Here is an 18,147-nt window from a genome sequence, read left to right as displayed (position 1 = left end):
TCAGCCCGCTGAAGAGCGCCTCCTGATCTTCGAGCCCAGCCACACCAGCGGATCGTACTTGCGGTCGGCCGCCCGCTCCTTCAGCGGGATCAGCGCATTGTCCGTGATCTTGATGCCCTCCGGGCAGACCTCCGTGCAGCACTTGGTGATGTTGCAGTAGCCCAGGCCGTGCTCGTCCTGGGCGGTGGTCTTGCGGTCCAGGCCCGACTCCGCCGCCGCGTCCAGCGGGTGCATGTCCAGCTCCGCCACCCGCATGAGGAAACGGGGCCCGGCGAACGCCTGCTTGTTCTCCTCGTGGTCGCGGACCACATGGCAGGTGTCCTGGCACAGGAAGCACTCGATGCACTTGCGGAACTCCTGTGAGCGGTCCACGTCCTCCTGCATCATGCGGTACTCGCCGGGAGCGACCCCGGCCGGCGGTACGAACGCCGGGACCTCCCTGGCCTTGGTGTAGTTGAAGCCGACGTCGGTGACGAGGTCGCGGACGACCGGGAACGCCCGCAGCGGCGTCACCGTGATCGTCTCCTCCCGGTCGAACACCGACATGCGCGTCATGCACATCAGCCGCGGCCGGCCGTTGATCTCGGCCGAGCAGGAACCGCACTTGCCGGCCTTGCAGTTCCAGCGCACGGCGAGGTCGGGCGTCTGGGTGGCCTGGAGGCGGTGGATGATGTCGAGCACCACCTCGCCCTCGTTGACCTCGACCTCGAAGTCCTCCAGGCCGCCGCCGCTCACGTCTCCGCGCCACACCTTGAAGTGGGCCGTATAGCCGCTCATTCGTAGAGCTCCTCTTCGGAGAGGTACTTGACCAGCTCCTCCTTGTCGAACAGGGCGAGCAGGTCGGCACGGACGGGTTCGGTGGTCTCGCGGGCGAGGGTGATCTGGCCGCGGACCGGGTCCGTCGCCGCCAGAGTGCCCGTCGGGTCGGTGAGCGCGCACAGCAGGTTGATCCGCCGCCACGTGCGGTCCATCCCCGGATGGTCCTCACGGGTGTGGCCGCCGCGCGACTCGGTGCGCTCCAGCGCGGCCCGCGCCACGCACTCGCTGACCAGCAGCATGTTCCTGAGGTCCAGCGCGAGGTGCCAGCCCGGGTTGAACTGCCGGTGCCCCTCGACCCCGGCCCGGCGCGCCCGGAGCCGCAGCTCGGCCAGCTTCTGCAGGGCCTGCTCCATCTCCGGCTCACGGCGGATGATGCCGACCAGGTCGTTCATCGTCTGCTGGAGTTCCTGGTGCAGGGTGTACGGGTTCTCCGGCGGGCCGCCCGCCGGCTCCTCGATCTCCGCCTCCGCCGAGAAGGGCCGCAGGGCCTCCGCAGCCGCCGAGTCGATCTGGCCGTCGTCCACGACGGGCCGGACCCCGGCCAGTTCCGCCGCGTACTCGGCCGCGTGCCAGCCCGCCCGGCGGCCGAACACCAGGAGGTCGGACAGGGAGTTGCCGCCGAGCCGGTTGGAGCCGTGCATGCCACCGGCCACCTCACCGGCCGCGTACAGCCCGGGCACCCCGCGCGCCGCCGCCGTGTCGGACTCGACCGCGATCCCGCCCATCACGTAGTGGCAGGTGGGCCCGACCTCCATGGCCTCGGCGGTGATGTCGACATCGGCCAGCTCCTTGAACTGGTGGTACATCGACGGCAGCCGGCGCTTGATGACCTCGGCGGGCATCCGGGTCGACACGTCGAGGAACACGCCGCCGTGCGGCGAGCCGCGCCCCTCTTTCACCTCGGTGTTGATCGCCCGCGCGACCTCGTCGCGGGGGAGCAGCTCGGGTGGGCGCCGGTTGTGGTCCGGGTCCTCGTACCAGCGGTCGCCCTCCTCCTCCGTCTCGGCGTACTTCTCCTTGAAGACGTCGGGGATGTAGTCGAACATGAACCGCTTGCCGTCGGAGTTGCGCAGCACCCCGCCGTCGCCGCGCACCGACTCGGTGACGAGGATGCCCTTCACCGAGGGCGGCCAGACCATGCCGGTCGGGTGGAACTGCACGAACTCCATGTTCAGCAGGGGCGCGCCCGCGAGGAGGGCCAGCGCGTGGCCGTCGCCGGTGTACTCCCACGAGTTCGACGTCACCTTGAAGGACTTGCCGATGCCGCCGGTGGCGATCACCACGGCGGGTGCCTCCAGCACGAAGAAGCGGCCCGACTCGCGCTCGTAGCCGAAGACGCCGGACACGCGTCCGTCCTCCTTCAGTACGCGCGTGACCGTGCACTCCTGGAAGACCTTCAGCCGGGACTCGTAGTCGCCGGTCTCCTCGTGGTCCTCCTGCTGGAGGGAGACGATCTTCTGCTGGAGGGTGCGGATCAGCTCCAGGCCCGTGCGGTCGCCGACGTGTGCGAGGCGCGGGTACTCGTGGCCGCCGAAGTTGCGCTGGGAGATCCGGCCGTCCTTGGTGCGGTCGAACAGCGCCCCCCAGGTCTCCAGCTCCCACACCCGCTGCGGCGCCTCCTGCGCGTGCAGCTCGGCCATCCGCCACTGGTTGAGGAACTTCCCGCCGCGCATGGTGTCGCGGAAGTGGACCTGCCAGTTGTCGTTCTCGTTGGCGTTGGCCATCGCCGCCGCGATGCCGCCCTCGGCCATCACCGTGTGCGCCTTGCCGAACAGCGACTTGCAGATCACGGCCGTACGGGCGCCCCGCTCGCGGGCCTCGATGGCGGCGCGCAGTCCGGCACCGCCCGCGCCCACCACGACGACGTCCCACTCCTGCCGGTCGACCACGGACATCAGAACGCACCCCTCATCAGAAGAACCGCGGATCGTCGAAGGCACCGGAGGCGACCAGGTAGACGTAGAAGTCGGCGAGCGCCACGCTCACCAGCGACGCCCAGGCGAGCTGCATGTGCCGGGCGTTGAGCTTTCCCGCCCACTGCCACATCCGGTAGCGCACGGGATGCTTGGAGAAGTGCTTGAGCTTGCCGCCGACGATGTGCCGGCAGGAGTGGCAGGAGATCGTGTACGCCCAGATCAGCACGATGTTGGCCAGGAACACGAGGGTGCCGAGACCCATGTGGCCCCACGCGTAGGTCTCGTCGCGGAAGGCGAGCACGGTGTCGTAGGTGAGGATCCCGGCGACCACGATCGCGGCGTAGAAGAAGTACCGGTGGATGTTCTGCAGGATCAGCGGGAAGCGCGTCTCACCGGTGTACTTCTTGTGCGGCTCGGCCACCGCGCAGGCCGGCGGGGACGCCCAGAAGCCCCGGTAGTAGGCCTTGCGGTAGTAGTAGCAGGTCAGGCGGAAGCCGAGCGGGAAGATCAGGATGATGATCGCGGGGGAGATCCCCCACCAGTTTCCGAAGATCTCCCAGTTGGGGCCGGCCTTCATCGGCTCGCAGTTCTCCGCCAGACAGGGCGAGTAGAACGGGGAGACGTACGGCGCCGCGTAGTAGTCCGCGCCGGCGAAGGCACGCCAGGTCGAGTAGACGATGAAGGCCAGCAGGCCCGCGGCCGTGCCGGCCGGGGCCAGCCACCAGCGGTCCGTGCGCAGGTGCGGGGCGGTGATCGCGGCGCGGGTACCGCCCCGCACACCGCCGCTCTCAGGTCTGGGTTCGGTGGCAGGGGGTTCCGTACCAGTGGCCACGTGACGACTCCGGTCGGGTTCGGGGGAGGTGCCGGTCGCGCTCGACTCCTCCCCGGGTCAGGGAGCGCGCCGGTCCCGGGCGCCGAGCCCCTCGTCGTCCGAGTCGCTCCACAGGGCGGAGTCGTACGGCGTGTCGGAGATGGTGACGAGCTCGGGGCGTTTCGGTGCGGCCGGTGACGCGGCGGCGTCGCGCAGCAGGGCGACGCTCTCGCGCAGGTGGTTGGCGTCGGCCCGGACGCGGCGCATCTCCAGGCCGCCGGTGCCGAGCTGCTTCTCCAGGCGCCCCAGCGACCGGAACAGGTCGTCGAGGGTGCGCTGGACTGACGTCAGTTCGTCGTGAACGGACATGACTTGCCCTCACTTCCACGGGTCCTTCGCGGCCCAAGGCGGCAACGTTCATGCGCCTGCGAGTGTTGCGCGTCACACCTTGTGCTGTGAAGGGATGTGCATCGATTGGCCGAGGCGTGTGGGTGCACCGTGCGGTGTGCATTACGCCGCACGGGTGACTTCCCACCCGTGACCGCCGTGTCGCTCTATGTTGCCGAACCCTTTCCTCTTCAGTGGCCGCATACATCAGATGAACACCAAATACCGCCAAAAGTGATCATAACGCCCGCGGCTTCCCGGAGGTAGCACAGATGTCCCAGCACGGCGTCGGCCCGCGTGCGGTCACGCGCTCGGTCGCCTTCCTCACCGCCGGAGTGCTCGCGGTGCCCGCGCTCGCCGGATGCGGCTCCGAGGACCCGTCCGGCAAGCCGCTCGCCGGGCAGGACATCCAGCCCGCCCCCCGCGCCCGGATCACCGACGGCGGCACCCTGCGCTGGGCCGTCGACTCCGTACCCGACACGCTGAACACGTTCCAGTCGGACGCCGACGCCACCACCACCCGCGTCGCCCAGGCCGTCCTGCCGTCGATGTTCCGCATGAACGCCTCCGGCCGCCCCGAGCGCAACCCCGACTACCTGGAGTCCGCCAAGGTCGTCGACACCGAGCCCAAGCAGGTCGTCCTGTACAAGCTCAACCAGCAGGCCGTGTGGAGCGACGGCCGGGAGATCGGCGCCGCCGACTTCGCCGCCCAGTGGCGCGCCCTGTCCGGCAAGGACACCGCCTACTGGACCGCCCGCAACGCCGGCTACGACCGCATCCAGAAGATCGAGCGCGGCGACAACGCCCTGGAGGTCCGGGTCACCTTCAGCCGGCCCTACGCCGACTGGCGCTCGCTGTTCTCGCCGCTGTACCCGAAGGACGTCATGGGCACCCCGGACTCCTTCAACGACGGGGCCCGCAAGAAGCTCAAGGTCACCGCCGGCCCCTTCACGGTGAAGAAGGCCGACCGAGAGGACGGGAAGATCACCCTCGCCCGCAACCCGCGCTGGTGGGGCGAGCCGGCCAAGCTCTCCGAGATCGTGCTGCGCACCGTCCCGCGCGACAAGCGGGCCACCGAACTGGCCGCCGGCACCCTCGACCTGGCCGAGATCGACCCCGCCGCTGCCCGCCGCATCACCGTCGCCGCCCGCCCGCACAGCTCCGGCAGCCCGCTGATGGGCCCCGGCGCCGACCGGTCCGCCGCGGACTCCCTGCGCTCCTGGGCCGTCGCCAACGGCTCTGACGACGACGCCGCCGACGAGGAGACCGTCGCCCGCAAGAAGCTGCGCAAGGCGGTTGCCAAGTACGCCCGGCAGCAGCAGGCCCTCAGCGGCTTCGAGGTCCGCAAGTCCCTGGAGCCCGCCTTCACCCAGCTCGCCCTGAACGGTGCCGAGGGCCCGCTCACCGATGAACGCGTGCGCAGGGCCGTAGCCCGCGCACTGGACCGCAAGGAACTCGCCCAGGTCGTCCTCAAGCCCCTCGGCCTGCCCGCCGTCCCGGTCGGCAGCCACCTCGCCCTGTCCGGCCAGGCCCACTACGCCGACAACAGCGGCGCCCTCGGCGGCCAGGACACCAAGGAGGCCCAGGCGCTGCTCGCGGACGCCGGGTGGGTGCGCGGCGGTCCGGTCAAGGAGCAGAAGAAGAAGGAGAAGGCGGCCGGCCCGGAGGGCGAGAAGGCCACCGGCGACTCCGAGGAGAAGGCGGACGACGACGGCACGTACGTCGTCGGCGAGGACAACAAGGCGCACCGCGGGCCGGACCCCGCCGGTCACCTCGCCCAGGACGGCAAGCAGTACAAGCCGCCGCACCAGGGTGGCGCCCCCGGCGCGTACGCCCCCAAGGGCACCGCCGCCCCGGCGAACCAGGAGGCCGCCCCGCTCGCCAAGAACGGCAAGCCCCTCACGCTCCGCTTCGTGCTCCCCTCCGGGCCCGGCTCCCAGACGCTGCGCACGGTCGCGGACCGCATCTCCCGCATGCTGGAGCGCGTCGGCATCGGCACGGAGATCTCCAAGGTCTCCGACGAGTCCTACTTCAAGGACCACATCGCCTCCGGCCAGTACGACCTCGCTCTGTACTCCTGGCCCGCCACGGCGTTCCCCGCCACCGACGCCCGCCCCGTCTACGCCAAGCCCGTCCCGGCCGCCGACGGCTCCCTGAACGTCGAGCAGAACTACACGCGCGTCGGCACCGACCAGGTCGACCAGCTTTTCGACGAGGCCGTGGCCACCCTCGACGAGGGCGAGTCCCGCTCCCTGATCCGCAAGGCCGACTCCCGCATCTGGGCAGCCGCCGGCTCGATTCCCCTCTTCCAGCGCCCCCAGCTCCTGGCGGCCCGCAAGAACCTGGTCAACGCCGGCGCCTTCGGCTTGGGCACGCCGGTCTACGAGGACATGGGCTTCCTGAAGAAGGGCGCGAAGCCCGCGTCGGGCCCCTCGGCGAAGGACTCGGGCGCCCGGTAGCTCAGGGAACGCTCAAACGCCTTGCCGTTCCCCGCCCGGCGTCCGCACCATGACATCAGCAGCGATCATGGTGCGGACGCCGGGCGTCCGCACACGGGGGGACAGGAGCCGACGGATGCGCGGCACGAACCGGCGGGCCCGCACGGCCGGGCTGGTCATCGGGGCACTGGTCACGGGGCTGACGGCGTGCACGGGGGGCGCGGGCGGCGACCGGGCCGACCAGGGCCGCAAGGCCGGCCAGGCCGTGACGAAGGCGTGCGCGGACGGCACGTTCACCTGGTCCCATGTCACGGAGCGCGACCGGCTGACGGGCGTCTCCGGCCCCGAGCGGCTCGGCAGGGGCGGTGGCGCCCTGCAGAACCCGGTGCGGCGGGTGCACACCCCCAGCCCCTCGGTACGCGCCGACGGACCGGCCCCGCCCGCCGCGGAGATCCTCTTCTCGCTCGGCAAGAGGACCGGCGAGATCGACTCCGACGCGCGCACCCTGGCCGAGGCGGGCGGCGACACCTGGTCGTTCACCGACGTCCGGCAACCGGCCCCGGAGCTCGACGACGACCGCGTCACGCCCCGCGCGGCGGGTGAGTTCGTCCAGTACGCCGGAGTGAGGGAGGTGTCGGCGGACTTCCGCTACACGTGCCCGGACGGCAGGACGGTCTCCGGCCACGCCCGGAACTGGACGGTCGACCTCGCGGGCCTGACCGACTGCGACGAGCGCCCGGACTCGGCTCTGGCCAGGGAGGTCACCCGGCGCTCCTGCGCCTGATCAGCCCCTCGAAACAGGGCCTGACCTGCACCGGCATAGCCCGGCTAACCCCTGCGGCCGCGGCCCCGTACCATGGGGTGAGGCCGTGGCATGTTGAGCCCGGCAGGGCCCGCGCACCACCGATGTACGCGCAGGGCATTCCTCACACTCCGGGAGTACGCCTTCTTATGGCCACGCGCCACGACATCCGCAACGTCGCCATCGTCGCCCACGTCGACCACGGCAAGACCACCATCGTCGACGGCATGCTGAAGCAGGCCGGTGCCTTCGCCGCGCACCAGCTCGAAGGCGTCGACGACCGCATGATGGACTCGAACGACCTGGAGCGTGAGAAGGGCATCACGATCCTGGCCAAGAACACGGCGGTGAAGTACCACCCGAAGGACGGGGGGGACGTCATCACCATCAACATCATCGACACCCCCGGTCACGCCGACTTCGGTGGCGAGGTCGAACGCGGTCTGTCGATGGTCGACGGTGTCGTGCTGCTCGTGGACGCCTCCGAGGGCCCGCTGCCGCAGACCCGCTTCGTGCTGCGCAAGGCGCTCCAGCAGCGGCTGCCCGTCATCCTGTGCATCAACAAGACGGACCGCCCGGACTCCCGGATCGACGAGGTCGTCAACGAGACGTACGACCTCTTCCTCGACCTGGACGCCGACGAGGAGCAGATCGAGTTCCCGATCGTCTACGCCTGCGGCCGCGACGGCATCGCCTCGCTGACCAAGCCGGACAACGGCACGGTCCCCGCCGACTCCACCAGCCTGGAGCCGTTCTTCTCCACCATCCTGGAGCACATCCCGGCGCCGACGTACGACGAGGCCGCCCCGCTCCAGGCCCACGTCACCAACCTGGACGCCGACAACTTCCTCGGCCGTATCGCGCTGCTCCGCGTCGAGCAGGGCGAGCTGCGCAAGGGCCAGACGGTCGCGTGGATGAAGCGCGACGGGTCCGTCAGCAACGTCCGCATCACCGAGCTGATGATGACCGAGGCGCTCACCCGCAAGCCGGCCGAGATGGCCGGCCCCGGTGACATCTGCGCGGTCGCCGGTATCCCGGACATCATGATCGGCGAGACCCTGGCCGACCCGGAGAACCCGGTCGCGCTGCCGCTGATCACGGTCGACCAGCCCGCGATCTCCATGGTCATCGGCACCAACACCTCCCCGCTGGTCGGCCGTGGCGCCACCGGCAAGGGCGCCGACAACAAGGCGGCCGTCAAGGACCGCAAGGTCACCGCCCGCCAGGTCAAGGACCGCCTCGACCGCGAGCTGATCGGTAACGTCAGCCTCCGGGTGCTGGACACCGAGCGGCCGGACGCCTGGGAGGTGCAGGGCCGCGGTGAGCTGGCGCTGGCCATCCTGGTCGAGACGATGCGCCGGGAGGGCTTCGAGCTGACCATCGGCAAGCCGCAGGTCGTCACCAAGGACATCGACGGCAAGGTCCACGAGCCGGTCGAGCGCATGACGATCGACGTGCCCGAGGAGCACATGGGCGCCGTCACGCAGCTCATGGGTGTCCGCAAGGGCCGCATGGACAACATGTCCAACCACGGCTCCGGCTGGGTCCGCATGGAGTTCGTCGTACCCTCGCGCGGTCTCATCGGCTTCCGGACCGAGTTCCTGACCCAGACCCGCGGCACGGGCATCGGCCACTCCATCCACGAGGGCTTCGAGCCCTGGTTCGGCACGCTCCAGACCCGTAACAACGGCTCCCTGGTCGCCGACCGCTCCGGTGCGGTCACCGCGTTCGCGATGACCAACCTCCAGGAGCGGGGCGTGCTGTTCGTGGAGCCGGGCACCGAGGTGTACGAGGGCATGATCGTCGGCGAGAACTCCCGCGCCGACGACATGGACGTCAACATCACCAAGGAGAAGAAGCTCACCAACATGCGGTCGTCCTCGGCCGACTCGTTCGAGGCGATCGTCCCGCCGCGCAAGCTGTCGCTGGAGCAGTCCCTGGAGTTCTGCCGCGACGACGAGTGCGTCGAGGTCACCCCGGAGGCCGTGCGCATCCGCAAGGTGAACCTGGACGCCCGCGAGCGCGCCCGCGCCGCGAGCCGCGCCAAGCACGGCTGACGCCTTACTCAACGGCACCGGGCACCCCGCATGGGCGGGGTGCCCGGTGCCGTTGTCTTAAGGGGAGGCAACGCAGAGGAAAGGGGTAGGGAAAACCCTCGATTTGCCGGTGACAGCCGTCAGGGGCGGTTTTCTCCCATTACCCTGCTCCGGAAGCGCCACGCCTCCCCAACCTCGGGGAACGCGCAACGGCCTTACCGCGCAAGCTTCTTGAGCGCGCGACAGACTCCGGTGGCACCCTGCACGGGACCCACGGTACGTCGCAAGCGGTTTATCTCACTCTCGCGTCCGGAATGCGGACAGCCGGCACCGATAGATGTGTAACAAGTCCGTTTCGCAGGGATCTTTCACCAAACCCTTTGTCCGGATTTTGGAAGATGTAGGCGAGAGCTGTGATCGAACCGAGACCTCGAGAGTGTGGTTCGGTCTCGGCGTTTGGCAGATAGTTAGGCGCGTAGAGCTCGGATGAACGGGTCACTCGCTGGAGGCGGCGCCGACTCACGAGCGCGGGGGCACCTGACAATTTCCGGCACCGGCGACGGGCGGTGGCGGTGGTCTGTCTGTGCTCCCTTTGCGGTGAACCAATGACTTCATAGGAGGAACCCATGCGCGGTGCCAAGAGCGCCAAGTGGGTCGCGGGGGCGATAGTCGTCGCCCTGGCCGCCACCGCCTGCGGCGGCGGCGACGACAGTGCCGGCGACGACATGAACAAGGGGAAGGCCGACCCGAACGGCATCGTCACTGCGCAGCTGAGCGAACCGCAGAACCCGCTCCAGCCGGCCAACGCCAAGGAGAGCCAGGGCAGCCGTGTCCTGCGCACGATCTTCGCGGGTCTGGTCGACTACGAGCCCGGCACCGGCAAGCTCGAGTACGTCAACGCCGAGTCGGTCACGCCGAACAAGGACTCGTCGGAGTGGACCGTCAAGCTCAAGCCGGGCTGGAAGTTCCACGACGGCACCCCGGTCACCGCGAAGTCCTACGTGGACTCCTGGAACTGGTCCGCCAACATCAAGAACAACCAGACCAACTCCAGCTGGTTCTCGGACATCGTCGGCTTCGCGGACGTGCACCCGGAGAAGGGTGACCCGAAGGCCGACAAGATGTCGGGCCTGAAGGTCGTCGACGACAACACCTTCACGATCAAGCTGACGCAGCCGGTCTCGTACTTCGCGTACAAGCTGGGCTACGACGTGTGGGCGCCGCTGCCCGAGGCCTTCTTCAAGGACCCGAAGGGCTTCGGCGAGAAGCCGGTCGGCAACGGCCCGTACAAGTTCGTGTCGTGGGAGCACAACAAGCTCATCAAGGTCCGCAAGTTCGCGGACTACAAGGGCCCGAACGTCGCCAAGAACGGCGGTATCGACTTCAAGAACTACACGACCGCCGACGCCGCGTACTCGGACCTGCGCTCCAACAACGTGGACTGGATCGAGCAGGTCCCGACCACCGCGCTGACGAACTACAAGTCGGACCTCGGCGACCGTGCCATCGACGAGCCGTACTCGGCCGTCCAGTCGATCGTCCCGGCGTTCTACACCAAGCAGTTCAAGGACATCGACCCCAAGGTCATCCAGGGTCTGTCCATGGCGATCGACCGCCAGACGATCACCAAGACCGTCCTCCAGGGCACGCGTACCCCGGCCGACTCCTACGTCGCCCCGGGCGTCCTCGGCTACAAGAAGGGCGCGCTCGGCGACATCGTCAAGTTCGACCCGGCCCAGGCCAAGAAGCTCATCCAGGAGGGTGGCGGCGTCCCGGGCAACAAGATCCAGATCCAGTACAACGCCGACCAGGACCACAAGCCGTGGGTCGACGCGGTCTGCAACTCGATCCGCAAGTCCACCGGCGTGGAGTGCACCGGCGACCCGAAGCCGACCTTCCAGGCCGACCTCGACGCCCGTGACAAGGACCAGGTCAAGTCCATGTACCGCGGTGGCTGGGTGCTCGACTACCCGGTCAACTCGAACTTCATGCGCGACCTGTACGGCACCACGGCGGCCGGCAACACCAGCGGCTACTCCAACAAGGAGTTCGACAAGCTGAGCTCCGACGCCGACAAGGCCAGCTCGATCGACGAGACCGTGAAGATGTACCAGCAGGCGGAGCAGCTCCTCGCCAAGGACATGCCGGCCATTCCGCTCTGGTTCTACAAGGTCAACAGCGGTCAGTCCACCAACATCCTGGGCAAGATCGAGTACGGCCAGGACGGTGACCCGATCTTCGACACCATCCAGGTCAAGCAGAAGTAACAAGACGACCGCAGGCCGGTGCCGCCCCTCCCGGAAGGGGAGCGGCGGCACCGGTCCGTAGGCACAGGCCTCCACCTCACCCCCCTCACCTGCGGTAGATGAGTGCGCAGGCCTCGCCGACCCCCTCACGGCATGGAGGCGCAAGATGGGGCGCTACGCCGCCAGGCGACTGCTCCAGATGATCCCGATCTTCATCGGGACAACTCTGTTGATCTTCCTGATGGTCCACATTCTGCCGGGCGACCCGGTCCGGGCCATCTACGGGGACAAGGCTCCCGATCCCGCACAGATCGCGCAGATCAAGCGCGAGTACGGCTTCGACAAGCCCGTCCTCGAACAGTACTTCCACTACATGCTGAATCTCCTCAAGGGAGACTTCGGCAGCAACCTCGCCGGACGCCCGGTCGCCGACCTGATGGCCGAGGCCTTCCCGGTGACTCTGCGGCTGACGCTGCTGGCCATCACCATCGAGATCATCATCGGTGTCGGCCTGGGCGCGTGGGCCGGTCTGCGGGCCGGCAAGGCCGCCGACACCGGCGTGCTGGTCTTCACCCTGACGGTGATCTCCATCCCCGTGTTCGTGCTGGGCTTCATCGCCCGGTTCGTCTTCGCCGACGAACTCGGCTGGCTGCCGCCCAACGTGCAGGACTCCACGAGCTACTCGCAGTTGTTCCTGCCGGCCTTCGTCCTGGCCATGCTGTCCATGGCCTACGTGGCCCGGCTGACCCGGACGACCTTCGCCGAGAACCTGCGCGCCGACTACATACGCACCGCGCTCGCCAAGGGCCTGCCCCGGCGCCGCATCATCGGTGTCCACCTGTTGCGCAACTCGCTGATTCCCGTGGTCACCTTCGTCGGCACCGACGTCGGCGGCTTCATCGGCGGCGCGGTCATCACCGAGGGCATCTTCAACATCCAGGGTGTCGGCAACCTCCTCTACAGGGCGATCCAGACGAGCGAGGGCTCGACGGTCACGGGTGTGGTGACGGTGCTCGTCCTCGTCATCCTCCTGATCAACCTGCTCATCGACCTGCTGTACGCGGTCCTGGACCCGAGGATCCGGTATGCCTGACGTGACCAAGGCCCAGACCACCGACGCCGCGGCCGTGGACGCCGTGGCCCCGCCGGCCGTCGCCGCCCCCGGCAAGGAGAGCGCGCAGAAGAGGGAGAAGCCCCGCTCCCTGTGGGGCGACGCCTGGTACGACCTGCGGCACCGGCCCATGTTCTGGATCTCCTCGGTGCTGCTGGTCCTGCTGCTCGTGATCGCCGCGTTCCCCGGCATGTTCACCAGCGTCGACCCGCGTGACGGCGACCTGGTCCACCACTACCTGGGCAAGCCGGAGCTGGGTCACTTCTTCCAGCCCGACTGGTTCGGCTACGACCAGCAGGGCCGCTCCATCTACGCCCGCGTCATCTACGGCACCCGCGCCTCGATCCTCGTCGGCGTCTGCGTCACCGCGGCCGTCACGCTGCTCGGCGGTCTGCTCGGCATGCTGGCGGGCTACTTCGGCGGCTGGATCGACTCGATGATCTCCCGGATCGTCGACATCTTCTTCGGCCTGCCGTTCCTGCTCGGCACCATGGTCGTCCTGAACGCCTTCACCGAGCGCAAGGTGTACGTGGTGATCCTGGCCCTGGCCTGCCTGGGCTGGACCTCGATCGCCCGCGTGACCCGAAGCTCCGTCATCACGGCCAAGCAGGCCGACTACGTGACGGCGGCCCGGGCGCTGGGCGCCGGCACCACGCGGATCCTGTTCCGCCACGTGATGCCGAACGCCGTCGCGCCGACCATCGTCGTGGCCACGATCGCCCTCGGCGGTTACATTTCGGCGGAGGCGACGCTGTCGTTCCTCGGCCTCGGCCTCAGCGACCCGACGATCTCGTGGGGCATCGACATCTCCGAGGGCAGCAAGGTGATCCGGGACAACCCGCACACGCTGCTGTTCCCGGCGGGCATGCTCAGCCTCACGGTCTTCGCGTTCATCATGCTCGGCGACGCGGTCCGCGACGCCCTTGACCCGAAGCTGCGCTGAGGAGGGCGTACGTGACCACCATCGACAAGACCAGGAACGTGCCCGAGCCGCGAGGCGCGGCCGAGGGCGATGTTCCCCTGCTCGAAGTGCGCGATCTGCACGTCGAGTTCCACACCCGTGACGGTGTGGCCAAGGCCGTCAACGGCGTCAACTACACCGTGAGCTCCGGCGAGACCCTCGCCGTGCTCGGCGAGTCCGGCTCCGGCAAGTCCGTGACCGCCCAGGCGATCATGGGCATCCTCGACATGCCGCCCGGGCGGATCCCGCAGGGCCAGATCCTGTACCGGGGCGAGGACATGCTCACCATGTCGGGCGACGCCCGGCGCAAGATCCGGGGCAGGAAGATCGCGATGATCTTCCAGGACGCGCTGTCCGCGCTGAACCCGGTGCTGTCCGTCGGCTACCAGCTCGGCGAGATGTTCCGCGTCCACCAGGGCCTGAGCAAGAAGGACGCCAAGGCCAAGGCCATCGAGCTGATGGACCGCGTGAAGATCCCGGCCGCGAGGGAACGCGTCGGCGACTATCCGCACCAGTTCTCCGGCGGTATGCGCCAGCGCATCATGATCGCCATGGCGCTCGCCCTGGAGCCGGACCTGATCATCGCCGACGAGCCGACCACGGCCCTCGACGTGACGGTCCAGGCCCAGGTGATGGACCTGCTCGCGGAGCTGCAGCGCGAGTACAACATGGGCCTCATCCTGATCACCCACGACCTCGGCGTGGTCGCCGACGTCGCGGACAAGATCGCGGTGATGTACGCCGGCCGGATCGTGGAGACCGCGCCGGTGCACGAGCTGTACAAGCGGCCCGCGCACCCCTACACCAAGGGGCTGCTCGAGTCGATCCCGCGCCTGGACCAGAAGGGCCAGGACCTGTACGCGATCAAGGGGCTGCCGCCCAACCTGACGCGCATCCCGCCGGGTTGCGCGTTCAACCCGCGGTGCCCGCAGGCGCAGGACATCTGCCGTACGGACGTCCCGCTGCTGCACCCGGTCACCGAGCGGGACGGCGGCGAGCTGGCCGGCCGCGGCAGTGCGTGCCACTTCTGGAAGGAGACGATCCATGGCTGAGCTGGACAAGACGGACGAGTCCATGGACGCCACCCCCAACGTCACCGAGGTCGAGACGGTTGACGCGGCCACCGACGAAGAGGCCGTCGCGGCGATCGAGGCCCCGGTCGAGCGCGGTGAGCCGATCCTGCAGGTGCGCAACCTGGTCAAGCACTTCCCGCTGACCCAGGGCATCCTGCTCAAGCGTCAGATCGGCGCGGTCAAGGCCGTGGACGGGGTCTCCTTCGACCTCTACCAGGGCGAGACGCTCGGCATCGTGGGCGAGTCCGGCTGTGGCAAGTCCACGGTCGCCAAGCTGCTGATGATGCTGGAGAAGGCGACCGCGGGCGAGATCTTCTACAAGGGCCAGGACATCACCAAGCTGTCCGGGCGTGCGCTGAAGGCGGTCCGCCGGAACATCCAGATGGTGTTCCAGGACCCGTACACCTCGCTCAACCCCCGTATGACGGTGGGTGACATCATCGGGGAGACCTTCGAGATCCACCCCGAGGTGGCGCCGAAGGGCGATCGCCGCCGCAAGGTCCAGGAGCTGCTGGACGTCGTCGGCCTCAACCCCGAGTACATCAACCGCTACCCGCACCAGTTCTCGGGCGGTCAGCGCCAGCGCATCGGTATCGCCCGCGGCCTGGCCCTGAACCCCGAGATCATCATCTGCGACGAGCCGGTCTCCGCGCTGGACGTGTCCGTCCAGGCGCAGGTCATCAACCTGATGGAGAAGCTGCAGGACGAGTTCAACCTCTCGTATCTCTTCATCGCGCACGACCTGTCGATCGTCCGGCACATCTCGGACCGGGTGGGTGTGATGTACCTCGGCAAGATGGCCGAGATCGGCTCGGACACGGAGATCTACGAGCACCCGACGCACCCCTACACCCAGGCGCTGCTGTCGGTGGTTCCGGTGCCGGACCCGGCGGCCCGTGAGGGCCGCGAGCGGATCATCCTGACCGGCGACGTCCCGTCCCCGGCCAACCCGCCCTCGGGCTGCCGTTTCCGCACGCGCTGCTGGAAGGCCCAGGACAAGTGCGCCCAGGAGGTCCCCCTCCTGGCCATCCCGGAGCGCTTCCAGGGCTCGGACACCCCGGCGGCCCACGAGTCGGCCTGCCACTTCGCGGAGGAGAAGGACGTGGTCCACGCGGCCTGACCTCGTCGCCTCGTTTCCCGGCATCCCCCAGGGGGGCCGGGAAACGCCGCTGTCCGGCCCCGGCCCACACCCCCCGAACCCCTGCCAACTGCGTTAACACCCAGGCAACTTCGCCGACCCGGTTCCGATATACGGACGCGTCAGGCTGGTCAGCGTACGGCCGTGCGGGTGCCGTAGACGGGCCGGGGCGCCGTGAGGCGCCCCGGCCCGTTGCCGTGCTCAGACGGTGGTGATGCCCAGGGAGCGCTTCAGGAAGTCGACCTGGAGGAGGAGCAGGTTCTCGGCGACCTGTTCCTGGGGAGTGATGTGGGTCACGCCGGACAGCGGCAGCACCTCGTGGGGGCGGCCGGCCGCCAGCAGGGCCGAGGACAGGCGCAGGGCGTGGGCGACCACGACGTTGTCGTCGGCCAGGCCGTGCACGATCATCAGGGGCCGGTGCGGCTCGGCGGGGGAGGACAGGCCCTCGGCGGTGATCAGCGAGCTCTTCGCGTACGACTCCGGGTCCTCCGCCGGCGTGCCCAGGTAGCGCTCCGTGTAGTGGGTGTCGTACAGGGTCCAGTCCGTCACCGGCGCGCCCGCGATGCCCGCGTGGAAGACGTCCGGGCGGCGCAGCACCGCGAGGCCCGCCAGCCAGCCTCCGTAGGACCAGCCGCGGATCGCCACCCGGGACAGGTCCAGGGGGTGGCGCTTGGCGAGGTCTTCCAGTGCGTCCACCTGGTCGTCCAGCGACAGCGTGAAGTCGTGGTGGACCGCCTTCTCCCAGGCGGGGGAGCGGCCCGGCGTGCCGCGGCCGTCCGCGACCACGACCGCGAAGCCCTGGTCCGCGAACCACTGTGACGTGAGGTGGGCGTTGTGCGCGGCGACCACCCGCTGGCCGTGCGGCCCTCCGTACGGGTCCATGAGCACCGGCAGGGGGGTGTCACCGTCGTAGTCCCGAGGCATAAGCACGGCGCACGGAATGCGGCGTGCGCCCCCCTCGGTGAGCGTCACGCGGGGGGACATACCGGGATCTTCTGCATGCGAAGGGACAGTCCTGGTCGGTTTTCCGTCGCGCAGAACCCGCACCAGCGAACCTGGCCGGTTCAGAGTCGCCGAGACCAGCACCGTCACCTCACCGGCCCGCACCGCCGCGTGCACGCCCGGCTCCTGCGACACCCGCTCCAGGCCCAGCTCGTTCACCCGGTACACGTGCACCTGACCCGTCTCGGCGTCCGCGGCCTCCGCACCCGCCGACGCCGAGACCAGCACGTCGTGGTCGGAGACGTCCAGCACGGCCCGGACATGCAACTGCGCTCCCGTGAGCGGCCGTTCCCCCACCGCCAGCACCCGCGCACCGCCCTCGTCGGCGATCCGCACCAGCTGCCCGGACGGGCTCCAGCACGGCACCCCGGGGAAAAGATCAAGCCATGTTCGATCTTCGTCGGCGTGCACCATCCGCGTCGCGCCCGAATCCGGATCCACGGCCAGGATCAGCTGACTGCGCTGGTCGCGCGCCTGTACGAGCAGCAGCGGCGCCCCCGCCGCTGACCAGTGGACATGCGCCAGGTACGGGTAGCGCGCCCGGTCCCACGCGACCTCCGTGCGCACCCCGTCCAGACCGATCACGAACAGCCCTACGTCCGCGTTGCCGGTGCCCGCCGCCGGATACGCCACCCGCTGCGGCTCGCGTTCCGGATGCGCGGGGTCGGAGATCCACCACCGGTCCACCGGCGTGTCGTCCGCGCGCGCCACGAGCAGCCGGTCCGACTCCGGAGCCCACCAGAAACCGCGCGACCGCCCCATCTCCTCGGCCGCGATGAACTCGGCCAGTCCGTATGAGACATTTTCCGACTCCGGCTCGGCGAGCGCCCGGTCGCCCTCCCCCTCCGCGCCCACGACCCGCAGCGCACCCTGCGCGACGTAGGCGACATACCGCCCGTCGGGCGACGGACGCGGGTCGATCACCGGCCCGGGCGTGGGCAGTTCACGCGCCGTCCCGGCCCGCAGCTCGGCCGCGAAAAGCCGCCCTGACAAGGCGAAAGAGGCCAACTCGACGGCTGTGTCGGTGGCGTACCCGACGATGCCCGCCCCGCCCTCGCGGCTGCGTTCGCGCCGGGCCCGTTCCTCGGGTGAGAGGTCCTCCGAGGCGCCGCCCAGCAGGGCGCGCGGGTCGGCGGCCACACGCTCCCCGCCCTCCTCCACGTCGAGGACCCAGAGCGAATTCGCCCGGTCCGTACCGGAACCGGAGCGCAGGAACACGACACGCGAACCGTCGGGCGCCACGGTGAACGAACGCGGCGCGCCGAGTGTGAAGCGCTGGGTACGGGCGTGCCGTCGGGGGAAGGAGCGAGGCTCGGTCGTCATGCCCTGACCATATTGGCCATGCGCCCCCTTGTGCGGCCGTGCGCCGATCGATGCGCGCAGCCGGATAGTTATGATCAATGTCGC

The 18,147-nt window shown here is 69.2% G+C and carries 13 protein-coding genes; 8 read left to right on the top strand and 5 right to left on the bottom strand.

From position 1 onward, the window contains the following. The 4 genes from IO24_RS0105675 to IO24_RS0105660 are packed head-to-tail and all read right to left on the bottom strand — an operon-like array spanning position 1 to position 3,915. A complete protein-coding gene (locus tag IO24_RS0105675; RefSeq protein ID WP_031132499.1) occupies positions 1–777 on the bottom strand; it encodes a succinate dehydrogenase/fumarate reductase iron-sulfur subunit in 777 nt (258 codons plus the stop codon). Then, on the bottom strand, positions 774–2,714 hold the full coding sequence (locus IO24_RS0105670) for a fumarate reductase/succinate dehydrogenase flavoprotein subunit (RefSeq protein ID WP_031132498.1): 1,941 nt from the start codon (positions 2,712–2,714) through the stop codon (positions 774–776). Before IO24_RS0105670 ends, IO24_RS0105675 begins: the two co-directional genes overlap by 4 nt. 16 nt (positions 2,715–2,730) lie before the next feature. Beyond that, positions 2,731–3,567, bottom strand: a complete 837-nt coding sequence (locus IO24_RS0105665; protein ID WP_031132496.1) for a hypothetical protein — start codon at positions 3,565–3,567, stop codon at positions 2,731–2,733. A 57-nt stretch (positions 3,568–3,624) separates the two neighbouring features. Continuing rightward, positions 3,625–3,915 carry a hypothetical protein gene (locus IO24_RS0105660; RefSeq protein ID WP_031132495.1) on the bottom strand — a complete coding sequence of 97 codons (291 nt, stop codon included), beginning with the start codon at positions 3,913–3,915 and terminating at the stop codon, positions 3,625–3,627. A 290-nt stretch (positions 3,916–4,205) separates the two neighbouring features. On the opposite strand from IO24_RS0105660, the gene IO24_RS0105655 reads away from it, so the two are divergent. The 8 genes from IO24_RS0105655 (at position 4,206) to IO24_RS0105620 (ending at position 15,720) form a co-directional block, all read left to right on the top strand. Next, positions 4,206–6,392, top strand: coding sequence for an ABC transporter family substrate-binding protein (locus IO24_RS0105655; protein ID WP_031132493.1), 2,187 nt, complete (start codon positions 4,206–4,208; stop codon positions 6,390–6,392). A 115-nt stretch (positions 6,393–6,507) separates the two neighbouring features. After that, positions 6,508–7,155: a hypothetical protein gene (locus IO24_RS0105650; protein WP_031132491.1), complete on the top strand. Its 648-nt coding sequence runs from the start codon at positions 6,508–6,510 to the stop codon at positions 7,153–7,155. 167 nt (positions 7,156–7,322) lie between these two features. Further along, positions 7,323–9,230 (top strand): translational GTPase TypA, encoded by a 1,908-nt coding sequence (gene typA / locus IO24_RS0105645; RefSeq protein ID WP_031132489.1) that lies wholly within the window; start codon positions 7,323–7,325, stop codon positions 9,228–9,230. A 605-nt stretch (positions 9,231–9,835) separates the two neighbouring features. Further along, positions 9,836–11,476: a peptide ABC transporter substrate-binding protein gene (locus tag IO24_RS0105640; RefSeq protein ID WP_031132487.1), complete on the top strand. Its 1,641-nt coding sequence runs from the start codon at positions 9,836–9,838 to the stop codon at positions 11,474–11,476. Between the two features lie 145 nt (positions 11,477–11,621). Further along, positions 11,622–12,548 carry an ABC transporter permease gene (locus IO24_RS0105635; protein ID WP_031132484.1) on the top strand — a complete coding sequence of 309 codons (927 nt, stop codon included), beginning with the start codon at positions 11,622–11,624 and terminating at the stop codon, positions 12,546–12,548. Next, the gene (locus IO24_RS0105630; protein ID WP_031132483.1) at positions 12,541–13,509 is read left to right on the top strand and encodes an ABC transporter permease; all 969 of its coding nucleotides are present in this window, start codon (positions 12,541–12,543) and stop codon (positions 13,507–13,509) included. Before IO24_RS0105635 ends, IO24_RS0105630 begins: the two co-directional genes overlap by 8 nt. Positions 13,510–13,520: 11 nt before the next feature. Continuing rightward, a complete protein-coding gene (locus IO24_RS0105625) occupies positions 13,521–14,579 on the top strand; it encodes an ABC transporter ATP-binding protein (RefSeq protein ID WP_031132481.1) in 1,059 nt (352 codons plus the stop codon). Beyond that, a complete protein-coding gene (locus tag IO24_RS0105620) occupies positions 14,572–15,720 on the top strand; it encodes an ABC transporter ATP-binding protein (protein WP_031132479.1) in 1,149 nt (382 codons plus the stop codon). The genes IO24_RS0105625 and IO24_RS0105620 overlap by 8 nt, the downstream gene beginning before the upstream one ends. 219 nt (positions 15,721–15,939) lie before the next feature. Here IO24_RS0105620 and IO24_RS0105615 read toward each other — a convergent pair whose 3' ends face one another. Continuing rightward, on the bottom strand, positions 15,940–18,063 hold the full coding sequence (locus IO24_RS0105615; RefSeq protein ID WP_031132477.1) for a S9 family peptidase: 2,124 nt from the start codon (positions 18,061–18,063) through the stop codon (positions 15,940–15,942). Positions 18,064–18,147 lie beyond the last annotated feature (84 nt).

The organism is Streptomyces flavovariabilis (genome assembly GCF_000725785.1).
Taxonomy (GTDB): domain Bacteria; phylum Actinomycetota; class Actinomycetes; order Streptomycetales; family Streptomycetaceae; genus Streptomyces; species Streptomyces hawaiiensis.
This window is presented reverse-complemented; position numbering and strand designations above follow the sequence as displayed.